The 17,295-nt window shown below is 62.3% G+C and carries 16 protein-coding genes; 15 read left to right on the forward strand and 1 reads right to left on the reverse strand.

Annotation, left to right across the window (positions count from 1 at the left end):
- Positions 1–16 precede the first annotated feature (16 nt).
- Complete coding sequence (locus BMZ91_RS07620) at positions 17–1,207, reverse strand: BaiN/RdsA family NAD(P)/FAD-dependent oxidoreductase (RefSeq protein ID WP_092836870.1); 1,191 nt, start codon at positions 1,205–1,207, stop codon at positions 17–19.
- Positions 1,208–1,332: 125 nt separating this feature from the next.
- Between BMZ91_RS07620 and ftsW the strand changes: the two genes are divergently transcribed.
- The 15 genes from ftsW to recN all read left to right on the forward strand — a co-directional run bounded on the left by ftsW (position 1,333) and on the right by recN (position 17,026).
- Positions 1,333–2,496 carry a putative lipid II flippase FtsW gene (gene ftsW / locus BMZ91_RS07625; protein WP_092836549.1) on the forward strand — a complete coding sequence of 388 codons (1,164 nt, stop codon included), beginning with the start codon at positions 1,333–1,335 and terminating at the stop codon, positions 2,494–2,496.
- The gene (locus tag BMZ91_RS07630; protein WP_092836552.1) at positions 2,493–3,599 is read left to right on the forward strand and encodes a UDP-N-acetylglucosamine--N-acetylmuramyl-(pentapeptide) pyrophosphoryl-undecaprenol N-acetylglucosamine transferase; all 1,107 of its coding nucleotides are present in this window, start codon (positions 2,493–2,495) and stop codon (positions 3,597–3,599) included. The genes ftsW and BMZ91_RS07630 overlap by 4 nt, the downstream gene beginning before the upstream one ends.
- Positions 3,596–4,993, forward strand: a complete 1,398-nt coding sequence (murC, locus tag BMZ91_RS07635; protein ID WP_092836555.1) for a UDP-N-acetylmuramate--L-alanine ligase — start codon at positions 3,596–3,598, stop codon at positions 4,991–4,993. The genes BMZ91_RS07630 and murC overlap by 4 nt, the downstream gene beginning before the upstream one ends.
- A 5-nt stretch (positions 4,994–4,998) precedes the next feature.
- Positions 4,999–5,124 carry a hypothetical protein gene (locus BMZ91_RS21945; RefSeq protein WP_281243337.1) on the forward strand — a complete coding sequence of 42 codons (126 nt, stop codon included), beginning with the start codon at positions 4,999–5,001 and terminating at the stop codon, positions 5,122–5,124.
- Positions 5,121–5,375, forward strand: a complete 255-nt coding sequence (locus BMZ91_RS07640; protein ID WP_092836558.1) for a DUF2484 family protein — start codon at positions 5,121–5,123, stop codon at positions 5,373–5,375. The genes BMZ91_RS21945 and BMZ91_RS07640 overlap by 4 nt, the downstream gene beginning before the upstream one ends.
- Positions 5,372–5,635: a DUF2484 family protein gene (locus BMZ91_RS07645; protein ID WP_092836561.1), complete on the forward strand. Its 264-nt coding sequence runs from the start codon at positions 5,372–5,374 to the stop codon at positions 5,633–5,635. Before BMZ91_RS07640 ends, BMZ91_RS07645 begins: the two co-directional genes overlap by 4 nt.
- Positions 5,636–5,689: 54 nt before the next feature.
- Positions 5,690–7,069, forward strand: coding sequence for a hypothetical protein (locus BMZ91_RS07650; RefSeq protein ID WP_092836564.1), 1,380 nt, complete (start codon positions 5,690–5,692; stop codon positions 7,067–7,069).
- A gap of 261 nt (positions 7,070–7,330) precedes the next feature.
- Positions 7,331–8,257 carry a UDP-N-acetylmuramate dehydrogenase gene (gene murB / locus BMZ91_RS07655; protein ID WP_092836567.1) on the forward strand — a complete coding sequence of 309 codons (927 nt, stop codon included), beginning with the start codon at positions 7,331–7,333 and terminating at the stop codon, positions 8,255–8,257.
- A 62-nt stretch (positions 8,258–8,319) separates the two neighbouring features.
- The gene (locus tag BMZ91_RS07660; RefSeq protein WP_177193815.1) at positions 8,320–9,240 is read left to right on the forward strand and encodes a D-alanine--D-alanine ligase; all 921 of its coding nucleotides are present in this window, start codon (positions 8,320–8,322) and stop codon (positions 9,238–9,240) included.
- Complete coding sequence (locus BMZ91_RS07665) at positions 9,228–10,097, forward strand: cell division protein FtsQ/DivIB (protein WP_092836573.1); 870 nt, start codon at positions 9,228–9,230, stop codon at positions 10,095–10,097. The genes BMZ91_RS07660 and BMZ91_RS07665 overlap by 13 nt, the downstream gene beginning before the upstream one ends.
- 4 nt (positions 10,098–10,101) lie before the next feature.
- Positions 10,102–11,436 (forward strand): cell division protein FtsA, encoded by a 1,335-nt coding sequence (ftsA, locus tag BMZ91_RS07670; protein WP_092836576.1) that lies wholly within the window; start codon positions 10,102–10,104, stop codon positions 11,434–11,436.
- Between the two features lie 174 nt (positions 11,437–11,610).
- Positions 11,611–13,242, forward strand: a complete 1,632-nt coding sequence (gene ftsZ, locus BMZ91_RS07675) for a cell division protein FtsZ (RefSeq protein WP_092836579.1) — start codon at positions 11,611–11,613, stop codon at positions 13,240–13,242.
- Positions 13,243–13,469: 227 nt separating this feature from the next.
- Positions 13,470–14,390 carry a UDP-3-O-acyl-N-acetylglucosamine deacetylase gene (lpxC, locus tag BMZ91_RS07680; RefSeq protein WP_092836582.1) on the forward strand — a complete coding sequence of 307 codons (921 nt, stop codon included), beginning with the start codon at positions 13,470–13,472 and terminating at the stop codon, positions 14,388–14,390.
- A 112-nt stretch (positions 14,391–14,502) separates the two neighbouring features.
- Positions 14,503–15,351, forward strand: coding sequence for an outer membrane protein assembly factor BamD (locus BMZ91_RS07685; RefSeq protein ID WP_092836585.1), 849 nt, complete (start codon positions 14,503–14,505; stop codon positions 15,349–15,351).
- Positions 15,352–15,376: 25 nt separating this feature from the next.
- Positions 15,377–17,026, forward strand: a complete 1,650-nt coding sequence (gene recN / locus BMZ91_RS07690; RefSeq protein WP_092836588.1) for a DNA repair protein RecN — start codon at positions 15,377–15,379, stop codon at positions 17,024–17,026.
- Positions 17,027–17,295 lie beyond the last annotated feature (269 nt).

Here is a 17,295-nt window from a genome sequence, read left to right on the forward strand (position 1 = left end):
TTTGCCAAGAAGAAGATCAGCCGCGCGATTGGGTAATCGCGGTGCCCGCCGCCCAGCCCGAGGACCAGGCCCATTGGAAGTTGTAGCCGCCAAGCCAGCCGGTGACGTCGACCGCTTCGCCAATGAAATAAAGCCCCGGCAGGTGGTTTGACATCATGGTTTTCGACGATACCCCATCGGTATCGACCCCGCCAAGCGTCACTTCGGCAGTGCGGTAGCCCTCGGAGCCGGTGGGTTTGAGCGACCAGTGACGCAGGGCAGTCACGATTTCGCTCAGGCGGGCATCGGATTGATCGGCGAGGTTGCCCGAGAGGCCAAGTTGCGGCGTCAGGTGATCGACCAGCCTGGCGGGAAGGTGGCGCGCGAGTTCGGTGGTGAGGTTGCGCCGTCCCTGGGTCTGGCGTTGAGCGCGCAGGGCGTCAAAGAGGGTGTCGGTCGGATCAAGGTCAAGGGTGATTGCCTCGCCCTCGTGCCAGTAGGATGAGATTTGCAGGATCGCGGGGCCCGAGAGGCCGCGGTGGGTGAACAGCACCGCCTCGTCAAACCGGGTTGTGCCGTGGCCGACGCGGGCGGGCAGGGCGAGGCCGGAAAGTGGGGCAAAGGGGGCATCGGAAAAGGTGAGTGGCACAAGCGCGGGGCGGGTTTCGGTCAGGGCATGGCCGAACTGGCGGGCGATGTCATAGGCAAGGCCGGTGGCGCCCATCCCGGGGATGGATTTGCCGCCCGTGGCCACCACCAGATTGCGCGCGGTCACGCTCTCGCGGGTGCCCTCGCGGTCTAGCGTGGCGTGAAACCGGGCGCCATCATGGGTCAGGTCCACCAGCGAGGTGCCAAGCGCCAGCGTTGCCCCCGCGCGCGTCATCTCGTCAACCAGCATCGTCACGATCTGGGTTGCCTTGTCATCGCAAAACAGCTGCCCCAGCGTTTTCTCGTGCCAGGCGATGCCGTGCCGACCGATAAGGTCGATGAAATCCCATTGCGTATAACGGTGCAGGGCGGATTTGCAGAAATGCGGGTTTCGCGACAGAAAATTCTCGGGCGCGGCGTAAAGATTGGTGAAGTTGCAGCGCCCGCCGCCGGAAATCCGGATCTTTTCGCCCGGTGCGCGGGCGTGGTCGATCACCAGAGTGTCGCCCCCCGCATGGGCCGCGCACATCATGCCGGCCGCACCGGCGCCAAGGATCAGGGTTTCAACCGCCTTTGTCATGCCCGAGCCAAGACGCGAAATGCCGCCGATTGGCAAGGGGTTTACGCTGGCAATAATGCGAAAATCGCGTTAGAGTCAGGGCCAGACCCCGCAAAGGGGCGCAAGATATCAGAGGCGGCAGGCTTATGACAGAGATGGTCTATGGGGCAGTGCCCCTGCGGGACGCAGAGCCCGTGATTCCGAAATGGTGGCGCACGATCGACAAGTGGTCGTTTTCCTGCGTGCTGATCCTGTTTGGCATCGGTGTTCTTCTGGGCCTCGCGGCCTCGCCGCCGCTGGCGGAGAAAAACGGCTTTGACGCCTTTCACTATGTTCAGAGGCAGGCGGTGTTTGGCGGTCTTGCGCTTGTGGTGATGGTGCTGACCTCGATGATGCGGCCCGAGCTTGTGCGCCGCCTTGCGGTGCTTGGGTTTCTCGCCGCCTTTGCCGCGCTTGTCCTGTTGCCGGTCTTTGGCACCGATTTTGGCAAGGGCGCCATACGCTGGTACAGCCTTGGTTTTGCAAGCGTCCAACCCTCGGAGTTTCTAAAACCCGCCTTTGTGGTGGTGGCCGCCTGGATGATGGCGGCCAGCCAACAGATCAACGGGCCGCCGGGGCTAAGCTGGTCGTTCCTTCTGGCGATGGTGATCCTCGGGTTTCTGGCGATGCAGCCCGATTTCGGACAGGCGGCGCTGGTGCTGTTTGGCTGGGGGGTGATGTATTTCGTCGCCGGGGCGCCGATCGCCCTTTTGCTGATCATGGCCGGTGGCGTGGTTTTGTTCGGCTCGATCGCCTATTCCAATTCAGAGCATTTCGCGCGCCGGATTGACGGGTTTCTGTCGCCCGAAGTCGATCCGACGACCCAGCTTGGCTTTGCCACCAACGCGATCCGCGAGGGCGGGTTTTTCGGCGTTGGTGTGGGCGAGGGCCAGGTGAAATGGTCGCTGCCCGATGCGCATACCGATTTCATCATTGCCGTCGCGGCCGAGGAATACGGGCTTGTGCTCGTGCTTTGCATCATTGCGCTATACGCGGGCATCGCGGTGCGCTCGTTCCTGCGGCTGATGCGCGAGCGTGATCCGTTCATCCGTCTTGCGGGCACCGGCCTTGTGGCGATGTTCGGCGCCCAGGCGATGATCAACATGGGCGTCGCGGTGCGACTTTTGCCGGCCAAGGGCATGACCCTTCCGTTCGTGAGCTATGGCGGTTCGTCGGTGGTGGCGGGGGGCATTGCCGTGGGCATGCTTCTTGCCTTTACCCGGACCCGGCCACAGGGCCAGATCGGTGACATTCTCAGGGGGCGCAGATGAGCGAGCGCAAGCCGCTATTGATCATCGCGGCGGGCGGCACGGGCGGGCATATGTTTCCCGCTCAGGCGCTTGCCGAGGTGATGCTGCGCCGGGGCTGGCGGGTCAAGCTCTCGACCGATCCGCGCGGCGCGCGCTATACCGGTGGCTTTCCGCATTCGGTCGAGATCGAGCAGGTGGCAAGCGCCACCTTTGCCCGTGGCGGTCTTGTCAACAAACTCTTGGCGCCGCTGCATATTCTGGGTGGGGTGATCGGGGCCAGCACGCGCATGATGCGCGACAGGCCTGACGTCGTGGTCGGCTTTGGTGGCTATCCCAGCATTCCGGCGCTGGCGGCGGCGTGGATATTGCGGCGCCCGCGTATGGTGCATGAACAAAATGGCGTGTTGGGCCGGGTCAACCGGATATTTGCCAAGCGTGTCGATGTGATGGCCTGTGGCACATGGCCCACCGATCTGCCCGAGGGGGTTGAGGGGGTGCATGTGGGCAATCCGGTGCGCGCAGCGGTGCTTGAACGCGCGGGGGCGGGCTATATCACGCCGGGCGATTATCCGATGTCCATTCTGGTGATCGGCGGAAGCCAGGGCGCGCGCATCCTGTCGGATGTGGTGCCCCCTGCGATTGCCGAGTTGCCCCGGGAAATCCTGCGCAATGTCCGCGTCAGCCATCAGGCCCGCGACGAAGACGGTGACCGCGTGGCGCAATATTACGCCGATCAGGGCATTGATGCCGATGTGCAGCCGTTCTTTCGCGACGTTCCGCGCCGTATGTCCGAGGCCCAGCTTGTGATCAGTCGCGCAGGCGCCAGTAGCGTCGCCGACATAAGTGTGATTGGCCGCCCTGCGATCCTGATCCCCTATGCGGCGGCAACCGGCGATCATCAACAGGCCAATGCCCGTGGGCTTACCGCAGCGGGGGCCGCGATCCTGATCCCCGAAAAACGGCTTGAGGTTGCCACGCTTTCAGAGCAGATAGCCGCCGTACTGAGCAATCCGCAAGGCGCCTTGATGATGGCGCAGGCGGCGCTTGGCTGTGCGCAGCCTGATGCGCCGCAGCAACTTGCGGATCTGGTCGAGGAACTTGCGCGTAAAGGGGCCACCGAATGAATGCTGCAACCAAGCTTCCGGGCGATGTCGGCCCGATCCATTTCGTCGGCATCGGCGGCATTGGCATGTCGGGCATCGCCGAGGTCTTGCTGAACCATGGGTACAGGGTGCAGGGCAGCGACCTGAAACGCTCGAAAATCACTGACCGGCTTGCGGCCAATGGCGCGACCATCTTTGAGGGGCAGCGCGCCGAAAACCTCTCGGCCGCTGCGGTGGTGGTGATTTCATCCGCAATCAAACCGGGCAATCCCGAACTTGACGAAGCGCGCCGCAGGGGCTTGCCGGTGGTGCGCCGGGCCGAAATGCTGGCCGAGCTTATGCGCCTTAAATCCAACGTCGCGGTTGCCGGCACCCATGGCAAGACCACGACCACCACGATGGTGGCGGCCTTGCTGGACCATGGTCATTTTGACCCCACCGTGATCAACGGCGGTATCATCCACGCCTATGGAAGCAATGCCCGTGTGGGCGAGGGCGAATGGATGGTGGTCGAGGCCGATGAAAGCGACGGGACCTTCAATCGCCTGCCGGCCACAATCGCCATCGTCACCAATATCGACCCCGAACATATGGAGCATTGGGGGACCGAAGAGGCGCTTCACAAAGGCTTTTACGATTTTGTCAGCAATATTCCGTTTTACGGGGTGGCGGTCTGTTGCACCGACGATGCAGATGTTCAGACGCTGGTGGGCAAGCTCACCGACCGGCGCGTCGTGACCTATGGCTTTAACGCCCAGGCCGATGTGCGCGCGGTCAATCTTAGCTATAAGGCGGGTGTGGCGCATTTCGATATCCTGCTTCAGGCCGAGGGCAAGCGGATCGACGGCTGCACCCTGCCGATGCCGGGCGATCACAATGTCAGCAACGCGCTCAGCGCGGTTGGCGTGGCGCGTCACCTTGGCATGAAGGGCGATGAAATCCGCACCGCCCTTGCCGCCTTTGGCGGGGTCAACCGCCGCTTTACCCGTGTCGGCGAAGTGGGCGGCGTGACCATCATCGATGATTACGGCCACCACCCGACCGAGATCACCGCCGTGCTCAGGGCCGCGCGCCAGGCCACCGAGGGCCGTATCATCGCCGTGCATCAGCCGCATCGTTATACCCGCCTGCATACGCTGTTTGACGACTTTTGCGCCTGTTTCAACGAGGCCGACGTCGTCGGCATCGCCGAGGTCTATGCTGCCGGCGAAGAGCCGATCGAAGGCGCAAGTCGCGATGATCTTGTGGCCGGCCTTATCCGTCATGGCCACCGTCATGCCCATGCCGTGAACGATGAAGATGATCTTTTGCGCCTTGTGCGCGCCGAGGCCCGACCCGGCGATATGGTGGTCTGTCTCGGGGCCGGCACGATCAGCACATGGGCCAACAACCTGCCGGAGCGCCTGAAGGGATAAACGGCATGGCGGACACCCTCAAACGCCGCCAGCCGGCCTCGCCCTTCGCGGTTGCGCCTTGGGTGCCATGGGCCGGGATCATCCTGAGCCTTGGCTGCTTTGTGGCCTCGCTGGTGGGCAAGCTGACATGAGCCAGTCGCTTTTGATCGCCAGCCTCTGGGTGCTTGCCGGAACCATCGTGGCGCTTTTGCCGATGCGGCTGCAATACGGCCCCGGCCTGACCCTGTTGATCCTCGCGCCGCCGGTGATCGGCTTTATCGGATATCAACACGGCTGGCTTGTCGCATTTGGCGGAGTGCTTGCGCTTGTGTCGATGTTTCGCCGTCCGCTTCGCCATGGCATTGCCAAGCTGCGCGGCCAGAAACCGGAGGCCCCGAAATGACCCTGTCGCTGTTGCTTGCCTGTCTCTGGGCCTTTGCGGCCAATGTTCTGGCGATGCTGCCGAGCCGCGACAACCTCTGGCGGCGGGCCTATGGGTTGATTGCGGTGGGGGTGCCGATCCTTGGGTTCGTCACCTGGCAGAACGGTCCATGGGTGGGCTTGCTGGTGCTGGCGGCGGGCATGTCGGTGCTGCGTTGGCCGGTGATCTACCTTGGCCGCTGGCTGCGCCGACTGGGCCGCAAACCCGACGCCGACACCTGACTTTAACCTCGCCGCATCTGGACAGACCCGCAGCGCCGGGGCAGGGTGCGCGGGATGGTTGAAATTGCAGATATAGACAGCCTTGGTCGTCTTGAGGCGTGGTTGAACGGCCAGTCGCATGAGGTGGCGGTCTGCATTGCGCCCCGCGCTGCTGCTTGGGTGTTGCCGATCTGGTGGCACGCGGTGCTGAGCGAGGACTGGGCGCGGGGACGTGAGTGGACCGCGCTTACAGTTTTACGCTGTACTCTTATATCCTATGTTGCCGCCAAAATGCCAAACGAGGATATAAAGCGCGTCGCCTCCAACGCCGCCGCAACCGCTCGCACCTCCGCTTCCCTTGCCTCCGGTGCCGCCACTCACGCAGCCGCAGCTCATGCCGCTTTTTCTGCGGCTTTCGCCGCCTCTACGGCCTTCTCCGACGAACCCGTAAACACCGCCTTCAACGCTTTCGCTGCCTCCATTAACTCCGCTTCCACTGCTGCGGCTGGCTCTAACAATCACAGTTACTCCGTTTCCGACCCCTCCACGCCCGCGTTCGCCATCTGGCAATCGTTCCGAGCGGATGCTTCACAGATGAAAGATGAGGAAATTTTGGTGTTCACGCCGCTTTGGCAGCAAGGGGTCGGGCCGTTTGATGGGCTGTGGGAAAAAATAAATGGCTTTGTTGAAGGCGGAGATAGTCCACATGACTGGCAGTTCTGGATCGAGTGGTATCAAGCCCTGCTCGACGGCCGCCCGATGCTCGGCAACGCGGCGCGCACATGGGAAATGCTCGAAAAGATCGCGCTGATTGACCCGAAGGACTGGGATCAGGGGCCAGAAGTGGTGAACCCGGTGATCAACGGGATTTGGGGAAAGTATAAATCTATTCCCGACCCAGATAAATCCTTGAACGAAATGCTGGCGGATCAGCCAGACGCGACTAAGGTCCGTATCCACGAGGTGCGGCAAGTGATGGATCGCGCGAAACGCGATTTACCCCCGACGTTCGACGCTATTCTGGGGCTGATCCTGCTGGAGCTGGAAAGACTACAGCACAAGAATTACGAGAGTGAACTTGAGCAGCTAGAGGGCAAGCGCCAGATATCCGTGTTTTTGACGCTTTATGAAGCCGTCGAGCGCATGCAGGCGCTTTTGCCGAACGAAAATCCTGCAACGACAGCCGATGCAGAGGAAATGGAAGGGCTGTTGAGGCTCTATTTTGACCGTTTTCGGGGATTGTGCCGGGAGAAGGTGGATGATGTGGCCAATGGGGTTTGGTCAACAGGGGCTGGGGTTGTGCAAGGTGGGCTGATACTTGGCAGCGCGTCTTTGGCGACAACCTTTGGCTTGCCAGCGATGGCCGGAGTTGCCGTGGGGTCTCTGGTTTTCGCACCAGACCGGGCGGGCCAGATTATTAAGGTGGCTAAAGAGACGATCACAAAACAGGTTTGAAGACGGTTCTTTAGCTTGTCCTGTAAGGTGCGCGATGAATGCGCACCCTACGGGTTTGGATTGGAGGGGCGCGTGGGTTTCACCCACCCTACGGGGGTTGGGGCGTATCCCTGCCTTTTGCGGCTGTTGAGGATAAGCCCCCCGCGCGGACCCAAGGCCGCAGGCCGCCGCGCATCACCAGACCGCCCTCCGGCCTGGTGATGCGCGCCATGCGTCTTGGGGGGCTTTACCTCTCGGCAAAGCCGGGGCAAAAGCGCGGGTATGAGTGATTTGCCCACACCAAGGGGGGTGTTGACCCCCAATCGACCGCTATCCGATCTGACATGGCTGCGCGTGGGCGGGCCTGCGGATTGGCTGTTTCAGCCCGCCGATGTCGATGATCTGGCGGCGTTCCTCGGGAAGCTTGACGCAAGCGTGGCGGTTTTCCCGATGGGCGTGGGCAGCAACCTTATCGTGCGCGATGGCGGCCTGCGCGCGGTGGTGGTCCGGCTTGGGCGCGGCTTTAACGGGATCGAGATCGAGGGCACGCGCGTCACCGCCGGGGCGGCGGCGCTTGATGCGCATGTGGCGCGTAAGGCTGCCGATGCCGGGCTTGACCTGACGTTCCTGCGCACCATCCCCGGTGCGATTGGCGGCGCGGTGCGGATGAACGCGGGCTGTTATGGCCACTATACGGCGGATCATTTCGTTAGCGCCGAGGCGGTGACGCGCGACGGCAAGGTTGTGACGCTCACGGCGCAAGACCTCAACTTTCAATACCGTCAGAGCGATCTGCCCGTAGGGTGGGTGATAACCCACGTCACCTTTGAGGCCCCCAAGGGCGACCCCGAAGAGCTTCATGCGCGGATGGCCGCGCAGTTGAAAAAACGCGACGAGACCCAGCCCACAAAGGACCGCAGCGCCGGCAGCACATTCCGCAATCCGGCGGGCTTTAGCTCGACCGGGCGCGCCGATGACGTGCATGACCTCAAGGCCTGGAAGGTGATCGACGAGGCCGGAATGCGCGGCGCGCGCCGTGGCGGCGCACAGATGAGCGAGAAGCACCCCAACTTTCTGATCAACGCGGGCGGGGCCACCGCCGCCGATCTTGAAGGATTGGGCGAAGAAGTGCGAAAAAGGGTTTTCCAAAACAGTGGAATAGAGTTACACTGGGAAATCATGAGGGTCGGCGAAACGGCCCCGGCGTAAGCCATTCAGGCAGATAACAAATAACACGGGTCGAAATCAGATCCGGGACATTGAGGCACAAGGTGGTTCGTTCGAGCAGAACAACCCCGAAAGTGGCGGTGATATTGGGTGGCCCCTCGGCAGAGCGCGAGGTGTCCCTGTCGTCAGGACGCGAATGCGCCGCCGCATTGAGGGAAGCAGGCTATGACGTGGCAGAGGTTGACGCCGGCCACGATCTTGTCACGCGTTTAGATGATATCGCACCCGACGTGGTGTTCAACGCCCTGCATGGCCGCTGGGGCGAAGATGGCTGTGTGCAGGGGCTGCTGGAATGGGTGCGCATGCCCTATACGCATTCCGGCGTTCTGGCCTCGGCGCTTGCCATGGACAAGGAAAAGACCAAGGCGGCCTATCGCGCTGCTGGTCTGCCGGTGGTCGATAGCGTTCTGGCGCAAAAGACCGGTGTAAGTGCGGCGCATGTGATGGCGCCGCCCTATGTGGTCAAGCCTTATAATGAGGGCTCGTCTGTCGGGGTCTACCTTGTGCATGATGCGGCCAATGCCCCGCCACAGCTTGCCGATGACATGCCCGATCTGGTGATGGTCGAGGCCTTCGCGCCTGGGCGCGAATTGACCACCACGGTGATGGGGGCGCGCGCGCTGACGGTGACCGATATCCTGACCGATGGTTGGTATGATTATGACGCCAAATACAAACCGGGCGGCTCGCGCCACGTGGTGCCCGCGGATATCCCGCAAGAGATTTTCGATGCCTGCATGGAGTATGCCCTGCGCGCGCATCAGGTTCTTGGCTGTCGCGGTCTGAGCCGCACCGATTTTCGCTGGGACGAGGCACGCGGGCTTGACGGGCTGATCCTGCTGGAAACCAACACGCAACCCGGCATGACGCCGACATCGCTTAGCCCCGAACAGGCGCAGGCTGTCGGCGTTTCCTTTCCTGAGCTGTGCCGCTGGATGGTTGAGGACGCGTCATGCAACAGGTGATCCCGCGCATTGATCCGGCGCCGTCGCGTTGGTCCTATCGCTTTCAGCGGCTGATGCTGACGCCGCTTTATCGGCGGCTGTTGCGTGTCGGGCTTCCGGTGCTGGTGATAGCGGGGCTGACGGCGGGCTATTTCGCTGATCAGGACCGGCGCGAGGATATCATGCTGGCGGTCACGGATCTGCGTCGCCAGATCGAAACCCGGCCCGAATTCATGGTCAACCTGCTGGCCGTCGAGGGCGCAAGCCTTGGTGTTCAGGAAGACATCCGCGAGATTTTCCCGTTCGACCTTCCGGCAAGCTCGTTCGACCTGAGCCTTGATGAAATCCGGGTGATGATCGAAGACCTGCCCGCCGTGGCCGAGGCCGCCGTGCGCATTCGTCAGGGCGGAGTGCTTGTGGCCGAGATCACCGAGCGCCAGCCGGTCGCCCTGTGGCGAACCCGCGACGGCATCAACGTGATTGACATTGAGGGCGAGGTGATCGGCACGGTCGAAGCGCGTCAGGATCGCGCCAGCCTGCCGGTGGTGGCCGGGGAGGGCGCGGATGACTATGTGGCCGAAGCCATGCAGATTTTGCAGGCGGCCCAGCCCTTACCACAGAACATTCGCGGCCTTGTGCGCATGGGCGAGCGGCGGTGGGATCTGGTGCTGAGCAGCGGCCAGCGGATCATGCTGCCCGAAACCGGGGCGGTGCGCGCGCTGGAGCGGGTGATGGTGCTGAACGCGGCACAGGACATGCTGGAACGGGATCTGGTGGCGGTCGATATGCGGATCGCTGCGCGCCCGACCATCCGGCTGAATGAAACCGCCATGGAAGAATGGTGGCGGATCACAAATATGACTTTAGGGGCGGACTGAACCGATGATCGAGCTCTATGAATCCCAGCGGGCGATGCGCCACATGCGCAAGGCGGCGATGCAACGCGGTGTGGTGGCGGTGCTGGATGTGGGCACTTCCAAGATTGCCTGTCTGGTGTTGCGGTTTGATGGCACCGAGCGGCTGAACGAGAGCGAGGGCGTTGGCGCTATGGCCGGGCAGGCCGGGTTTCGGGTGATCGGCGCGGCGACCACACGCTCGCGCGGGGTGCGCTTTGGCGAGATCGACGCGATGCAGGAAACCGAGCGCGCCATTCGCACCGCCGTGCAGGCGGCACAGAAAATGGCCAATATCCGGGTCGATCACGTGATCGCCTGTTTCTCGGGCGCCGCGCCGCGCTCTTACGGGCTGGCCGGTCAGGTCGAGCTTGAGGGCCATACCGTCAGCGAACAGGATATCAGCCGCGTGCTCAGCGCCTGTGATGTGCCCGAATATGGCGAGGGCCGTGAGGTTTTGCATGCTCAGCCGGTCAATTTTGCGCTTGATCACCGCTCGGGTCTGATTGATCCGCGCGGACAGATGGGGCAGGTGCTCTCGACCGACATGCATATGCTTACCGTCGATGCCGCCGCGATCCAGAACCTGGCGCATTGCGTCAAGCGCTGTGACCTGGAACTGGCCGGTGTGGCCAGCTCTGCCTATGTGTCCGGTATCGCCTCGCTTGTCGAGGATGAACAGGAGTTGGGCGCGGCCTGTATAGACCTTGGTGGCGGATCTGCGGGCGTGTCGATCTTCATCAAGAAACACATGATCTATTCCGATAGCGTGCGGATGGGCGGCGATCACGTCACCAGCGACATTTCGATGGGCCTGTCGGTGCCTGCTGCCACTGCCGAACGGATCAAGACGTTTTACGGCGGGGTTGTGGCCACCGGCATGGATGACCGCGAGATGATCGAAATCGGCGGCGATACCGGCGATTGGGATCACGACCGGCGCACTGTAAGCCGCGCCGAGCTGATCGGGATCATGCGCCCACGGGTCGAGGAAATCCTTGAAGAGGTGCGCGCGCGCCTTGATGCGGCGGGGTTCGATCACCTGCCCAGCCAGCAGATCGTGCTGACCGGCGGCGGCAGTCAGATACCGGGGCTTGACGGGCTTGCCAGCAAAATTTTGGGCCAGCAGGTCCGCCTTGGTCGCCCGCTCCGGGTGCATGGGTTGCCGCAGGCCGCCACCGGCGCAGGATTTGCCAGCGCCGTAGGCATGTGCCTGTTCGCGGCGAATCCACAGGACGAGTGGTGGGACTTTGAAATTCCGGTTGACCGCTATCCGGCGCGCTCGCTCAGGCGGGCGGTCAAGTGGTTCAAGGACAACTGGTAACCGCAATATGTGGCGTTATCGGCGAAATATCGCGAACGAAGTGAGAAAATGACCATATTTGGTGTCTATTTTGTGTTTTTTAGGTGACCTTTGGGTTAACGCCCGGTAAGAATAATACTGAATAGGCGGAAAAACGGCTCGCGAATGCGGGCGCAACAGCAGGCGGACAGAGCAATGACATTGAACCTCACTATGCCCGGACATGACGACCTGAAGCCCCGGATCACCGTTTTCGGTGTTGGTGGGGCCGGTGGCAACGCGGTCAACAACATGATCGAAAAGCAACTCGACGGGGTTGATTTCGTGGTGGCAAATACCGATGCACAGGCCCTGAGCCAGAGCAATTCGGAAAGCCGCATCCAACTTGGTGTGAAAGTCACCGAAGGGTTGGGCGCCGGCGCGCGGGCCACTGTCGGTGCCGCAGCGGCGGAAGAGAGCATCGAACAGATCGTTGATCATTTGGCGGGCGCACATATGTGCTTTATCACCGCTGGCATGGGCGGTGGCACCGGCACCGGCGCGGCCCCGATCATCGCACAGGCGGCACGCGAACTTGGCGTACTGACGGTCGGCGTTGTCACCAAGCCGTTCCAGTTCGAGGGCGCCAAGCGCATGCGTCAGGCTGAAGAAGGCGTTGAGGCCCTGCAAAAGATGGTCGACACGCTGATCATCATTCCCAACCAGAACCTGTTCCGTCTTGCCAATGAGAAAACCACCTTTACCGAGGCCTTCAGCATGGCCGACGACGTGCTTTATCAGGGCGTCAAGGGGGTGACCGATCTGATGGTGCGTCCGGGCCTCATCAACCTTGATTTCGCCGATGTGCGCGCCGTCATGGACGAGATGGGCAAGGCGATGATGGGCACCGGCGAGGACAGCGGCGAAGATCGCGCCATTCAGGCCGCCGAAAAGGCCATTGCCAACCCGCTTCTGGATGAAATCAGCCTGCGTGGCGCCAAGGGTGTTCTGATCAACATCACCGGCGGTCATGACCTGACGCTGTTTGAACTTGACGAAGCCGCCAACCGCATTCGTGAAGAAGTTGATGCCGATGCCAATATCATCGTCGGCTCCACCCTTGATCCGTCGATGGAAGGCGCGATGCGCGTCAGTGTTGTCGCCACCGGGATCGACGCCACCGAAAAGGCCGAGGATATGCCGGTGCCACGCCGCTCGCTGGCCCAGCCCCTGCGCCAGCCCGCAGCACCCGAAGTGACCGCACCGGTTGCCGAAGAGGCTGAAGAGGCTCCGGCACAGGTTGCCGCCACCTCGACTGAATCCGAACCGCCGCTGTTCCGCGAACTGGATGCGCAGCGCGCCGCCGCCGAGGACCAGATGGAGGATATCTTTGAAGAGGAGAGCGCCGCAGACGACCTGCCGCCGCCCGCCTATACCCCGCGTGTCGAAGAGTTCGCCCCTACGGCCTATGCCGAGGAAGACGATCTCGACAGCTTTGTCGCCCCGCGCGCCCCCGCTGCCGGTACGCCGTCGCAAGAGGCCATGCAGCGTCTGCAAGCCGCCGTCAGTAAAGCGCCGACCCAGCCGCAGCAACGTCGCCCGCAACCCACCGCACCGCAGCAACAGCCCGCCGCAGAAGAGCGCCCGCGATTTGGCATCAACTCGCTGATCAACCGGATGACGGGTCACAACGCCCCCGAAGCCGAGCGTCAGCCGCAACAAGCCGCGCGCCCTGTCCGTCAGCAGCCGCCGATGCAATCGGCGCAACCGCAACAGGCCCCGGCCCGCGCGCAGGACGAAGACGAACAGATCGAAATCCCGGCGTTCCTGCGGCGTCAAGCCAACTGATCCTTGATGAAAATCTGACCGGAAAGGGCCGCCCGCTGAGGGTGGTCTTTTTCTGTTTGAGGTGGTGCGTTGACGCCAAGGAACATGTCTGGGCAAAAAATCGCTCATGGTCCCGGTCGGCATGTTTCAATCAGTTACAAAGAGTGTGTTGAGCAAAAACGCCTATCCTCTTAATTGGGGTAAGATAGGGGTGACCGTATCTATGCCATCAGGGGGCAGAGACTGTTTTGCAGAGCACGATCACATATCCGGTAAGCTTTCAGGGTGTCGGCTTGCACTCGGGACGGCCCGCGCAATTGACGATTCGTCCGGCATCTGCGGGGGCGGGCATCACGTTTCGCCGTGTCGATATCCTTGATGCCCCAAACGAAATTCCTGCGCTCTGGCATCTGGTTGAACACTCGCCGCTTTGCACCCGTCTGGTCAGCGCCACCGGCCTGTCGATCATGACGGTCGAGCATGTGATGGCGGCGCTTGTCGGCTGTGGCATCCACAACGCCCTGGTTGATGTGGATGGTCCCGAAGTTCCGATTCTCGACGGCAGTGCGGCGCCGTTCGTCTGTAGGATTTTGGCCAATGGCCTGCACCGGATGGCCGAGCCGGTCACCGCCCTGCGCATCTTGCGCACCGTCGAGGTGAATCGCGGCGCCGCCTGGGCTTGTCTGACGCCGCATGACAGCCTTCAGATCGAATTTGGCATCGAATTTGAAGATGCCGCGATTGGCGTTCAGAAAAAGACCCTGACCATGTCAAACGGCAGTTTCGTGCGTGAATTGTCCAACTGCCGGACGTTTTGCCGCAAGCGTGATGTGGATCAGATGCGCGCCAACGGGCTTGCGCTTGGCGGAACGCTTGAAAACGCCGTGGTGGTGGATGGCGACAAGGTGCTCAGCCCCGGCGGGCTGCGTCATGCCGATGAGGCCGTGCGCCATAAAATGCTGGATGCGCTTGGGGATCTTGGCCTGGCCGGGCGCCCGATCCTTGGCCATTATCAGGGGCTTCGCGCCGGTCACGCCCTGACCAATGAGTTGTTGCGGGCTGTTTTCGCGGAGCGGGAGAATTACGATCTGATTGAATGCAACGCGCAGACCACCGCGCTTTTGCCGGGGGCAGGGGTGCATTGGGGGGAAATTCCGCAGGTTGCCTGAGATCATGGCGCAGAAATGTGCCAAAGGCGTTTTGCACCGGAAATTTCTGTGCTAGGACCAAGGCAACACGTGGGGGCTGCCCCGATTATCGTAATTTAAGGTGAGATCGCGCATGAATGTCGGCAAGTCTCGGGCCAAGCTGGTCGGTGCCCTTCTTGTGGTAGTCGCAGCCGCCGGTTGCTCAAACAAAGAGAGCGTTAAGCGTGGCACAGTCAATTACGAAAATTACACCGCGCAACAGATTTTTGAGCGTGGTGAGTATGATCTGGCGCAGCGCGATCCCGATCTCGCGGCCCAGAGCTTTGCCGAGGTCGAGCGGCTTTACCCCTATTCCGAGCTGGCCAAACGGTCGGTGATCATGCAGGCCTATTCCCATCATCAGGATAAGGACTATGAAAGCAGCCGCGCCGCCGCGCAGCGGTTTATTGATTTCTATCCGACCGATGAAGACGCCGCCTATGCGCAATATCTTCTGGCGCTAAGCTATTACGACCAGATTGACGAGGTCGGGCGCGATCAGGGGCTCACTTTTCAGGCGTTGCAAGCGCTGCGCGCCGTGATCGAACGCTATCCCGATAGCGAATATGCGTCTTCGGCGATTCTGAAATTCGATCTCGCCTTTGATCATCTGGCCGCGAAAGAGATGGAAATCGGCCGCTATTACCTGCGCCGCGATCATTTCTCGGCGGCGGTCAACCGGTTCCGGGTTGTGGTCGAGGATTTCCAGACCACCACCCATACCGCCGAGGCGCTGCATCGTCTGGTCGAGGCCTATCTTTCGCTTGGCCTGATTGATGAGGCACGCACCGCCGGCGCCATTCTGGGCCATAACTTCCGCGCGACCGAATGGTACGAGGAGAGCTATAAACTGCTGACCGGTCGCGGTCTGACGCTGGAAGCGGCGGGCGACAACTGGTTGCGGCAGGTCTACAGACAGATGATCCAGGGCCGGTGGCTGTAACCCGGAACTAGGGGGGCAGGGCAAGGTGCTCAGGGGTCTCGATATTCGCGACATGCTGATCATTGACCGGCTGGACCTTGTGTTTCAGCCGGGTCTTAACGTGCTGACCGGCGAGACCGGGGCGGGCAAATCCATCTTGCTGGATTCACTGGGCTTCGTGCTTGGCTGGCGTGGCCGCGCCGAACTGGTGCGCGCCGGGGCAGACCAGGGCGAGGTGGTCGCGACCTTCGACATCGCGCCAGACCACCCTGCACGCGGCGTTCTGCGCGAGGCGGGCCTGCCCGAGGAAGACGAGCTTATCCTGCGGCGCGTCAATGCCGCCGACGGGCGCAAGACGGCCTGGGTCAATGACCGGCGCTGTTCGGGCGAGGTGTTGCGGCGTCTGTCGGAAACTCTGGTTGAATTGCACGGCCAGCACGATGATCGCGGGCTTTTGAACCCCAAGGGCCATCGCGATCTGCTTGATACCTATGGCGATCTTGGCGGGCTGCGCGACGCGGTGCGCGCGGCCTGGCGCGATGTGGCGGCGCGGCGCAAGTCGCTTGCTGCGGCCGAAGAGGCCCTGCAAAAGGTGCGCGCCGAAGAGGATTTTCTGCGTCATGCGGTGGCTGAATTGGACAGGCTTGATCCGCAACCCGGCGAAGAGGCCGAGCTTGATACCCGCCGCCGCCTGATGCAATCGGGCGAGCGTATTCGCGAAGATATCTCGCGCGCCGCTGAGGCGCTTGGCGTTGAGGGCGCCGAGGGCTCCGCCGCCAATGCGCTGCGTTGGCTCGAAGGGGTTGCCGAAAAGGCCGAGGGCCGCCTTGACGAGCCGATCACCGCGATTGTCCGCGCGCTTGTGGAGCTTGACGAGGCGGCCAGCGGCGTCAGCCGGTGTCTTGAGGCGCTTAGTTTCAATCCGCTGGACCTGGAAGAGGCCGAAGAGCGGCTGTTCGCGATCCGGGCGCTTGCGCGCAAGCATGACGTTCTGCCCGACGATCTGGGCGCGTTTGCCGAAGGGGTGCGCCGCCAGATTGCCGCGCTTGAGCAGGGCGATGCCGACCTCAAGGCGCTTGGCGCGGCGGTGATCGACGCCGAGGCCACCTATGCCACTGCCGCAGAGGCGCTGAGCGCGGCGCGCCAGACCGCCGCCGGCGCGCTTGATCGAGCCGTTACCGCAGAGCTGGCCCCGCTCAAGATGGAGCGGGCGGTGTTCGAGACCCGGCTGACCGCTGCCGATGCGGGGCCAAGCGGGCAGGATGAGGTGACGTTCAGCGTCGCCACCAACCCCGGCGCGCCCGCAGGGCCATTGGCCAAGATCGCCTCGGGCGGAGAGCTGAGCCGGTTTTTGCTGGCGCTCAAGGTCTGTCTGACCGGCACCGAAAGTGGCCTGACGCTTATTTTCGACGAGATTGATCGCGGTGTCGGCGGGGCCACGGCCGATGCGGTGGGCCGCAGGCTTGCGCAACTGGCGACGGGCGGTCAGGTGCTTGTGGTCACCCATTCGCCGCAGGTCGCGGCCAAAGCCGCACATCACTGGCGGGTGGAAAAGCGGGTCGAGAACGAGCAGACCCTGTCAACCGTGCGCCCGATGCAGGGCGACGACCGGGTCGATGAAATCGCACGCATGCTCTCGGGCGAGCACATCACCCCCGAGGCCCGCGCCGCCGCCGAGGCGTTGATGGGCGGCTGACAGGTAGTCTTAGATCGGCTTGTCGCCGATACCCTGAAGTGTCATTGCGCCCCCCCGCGAAGAATTCGCCAAATGTGGGCGCCTTTATCGGGTATGTTGCGCCGGTCCGTTGAAACCACCGAACATATCTGTTTTTTCGATCCGGCACGCATTGCAAAGCAGAGATCACAATTGGGCTACGGCTTTTTTCAATCAGTGATTGGCCGGGGTTGATAATCTTGGCACAATTCCCATATCGTTGTCTCGCGAGGACGACCTCCCCCCCATCG

The organism is Roseovarius lutimaris (assembly GCF_900115165.1).
GTDB classification, from domain to species: domain Bacteria; phylum Pseudomonadota; class Alphaproteobacteria; order Rhodobacterales; family Rhodobacteraceae; genus Roseovarius; species Roseovarius lutimaris.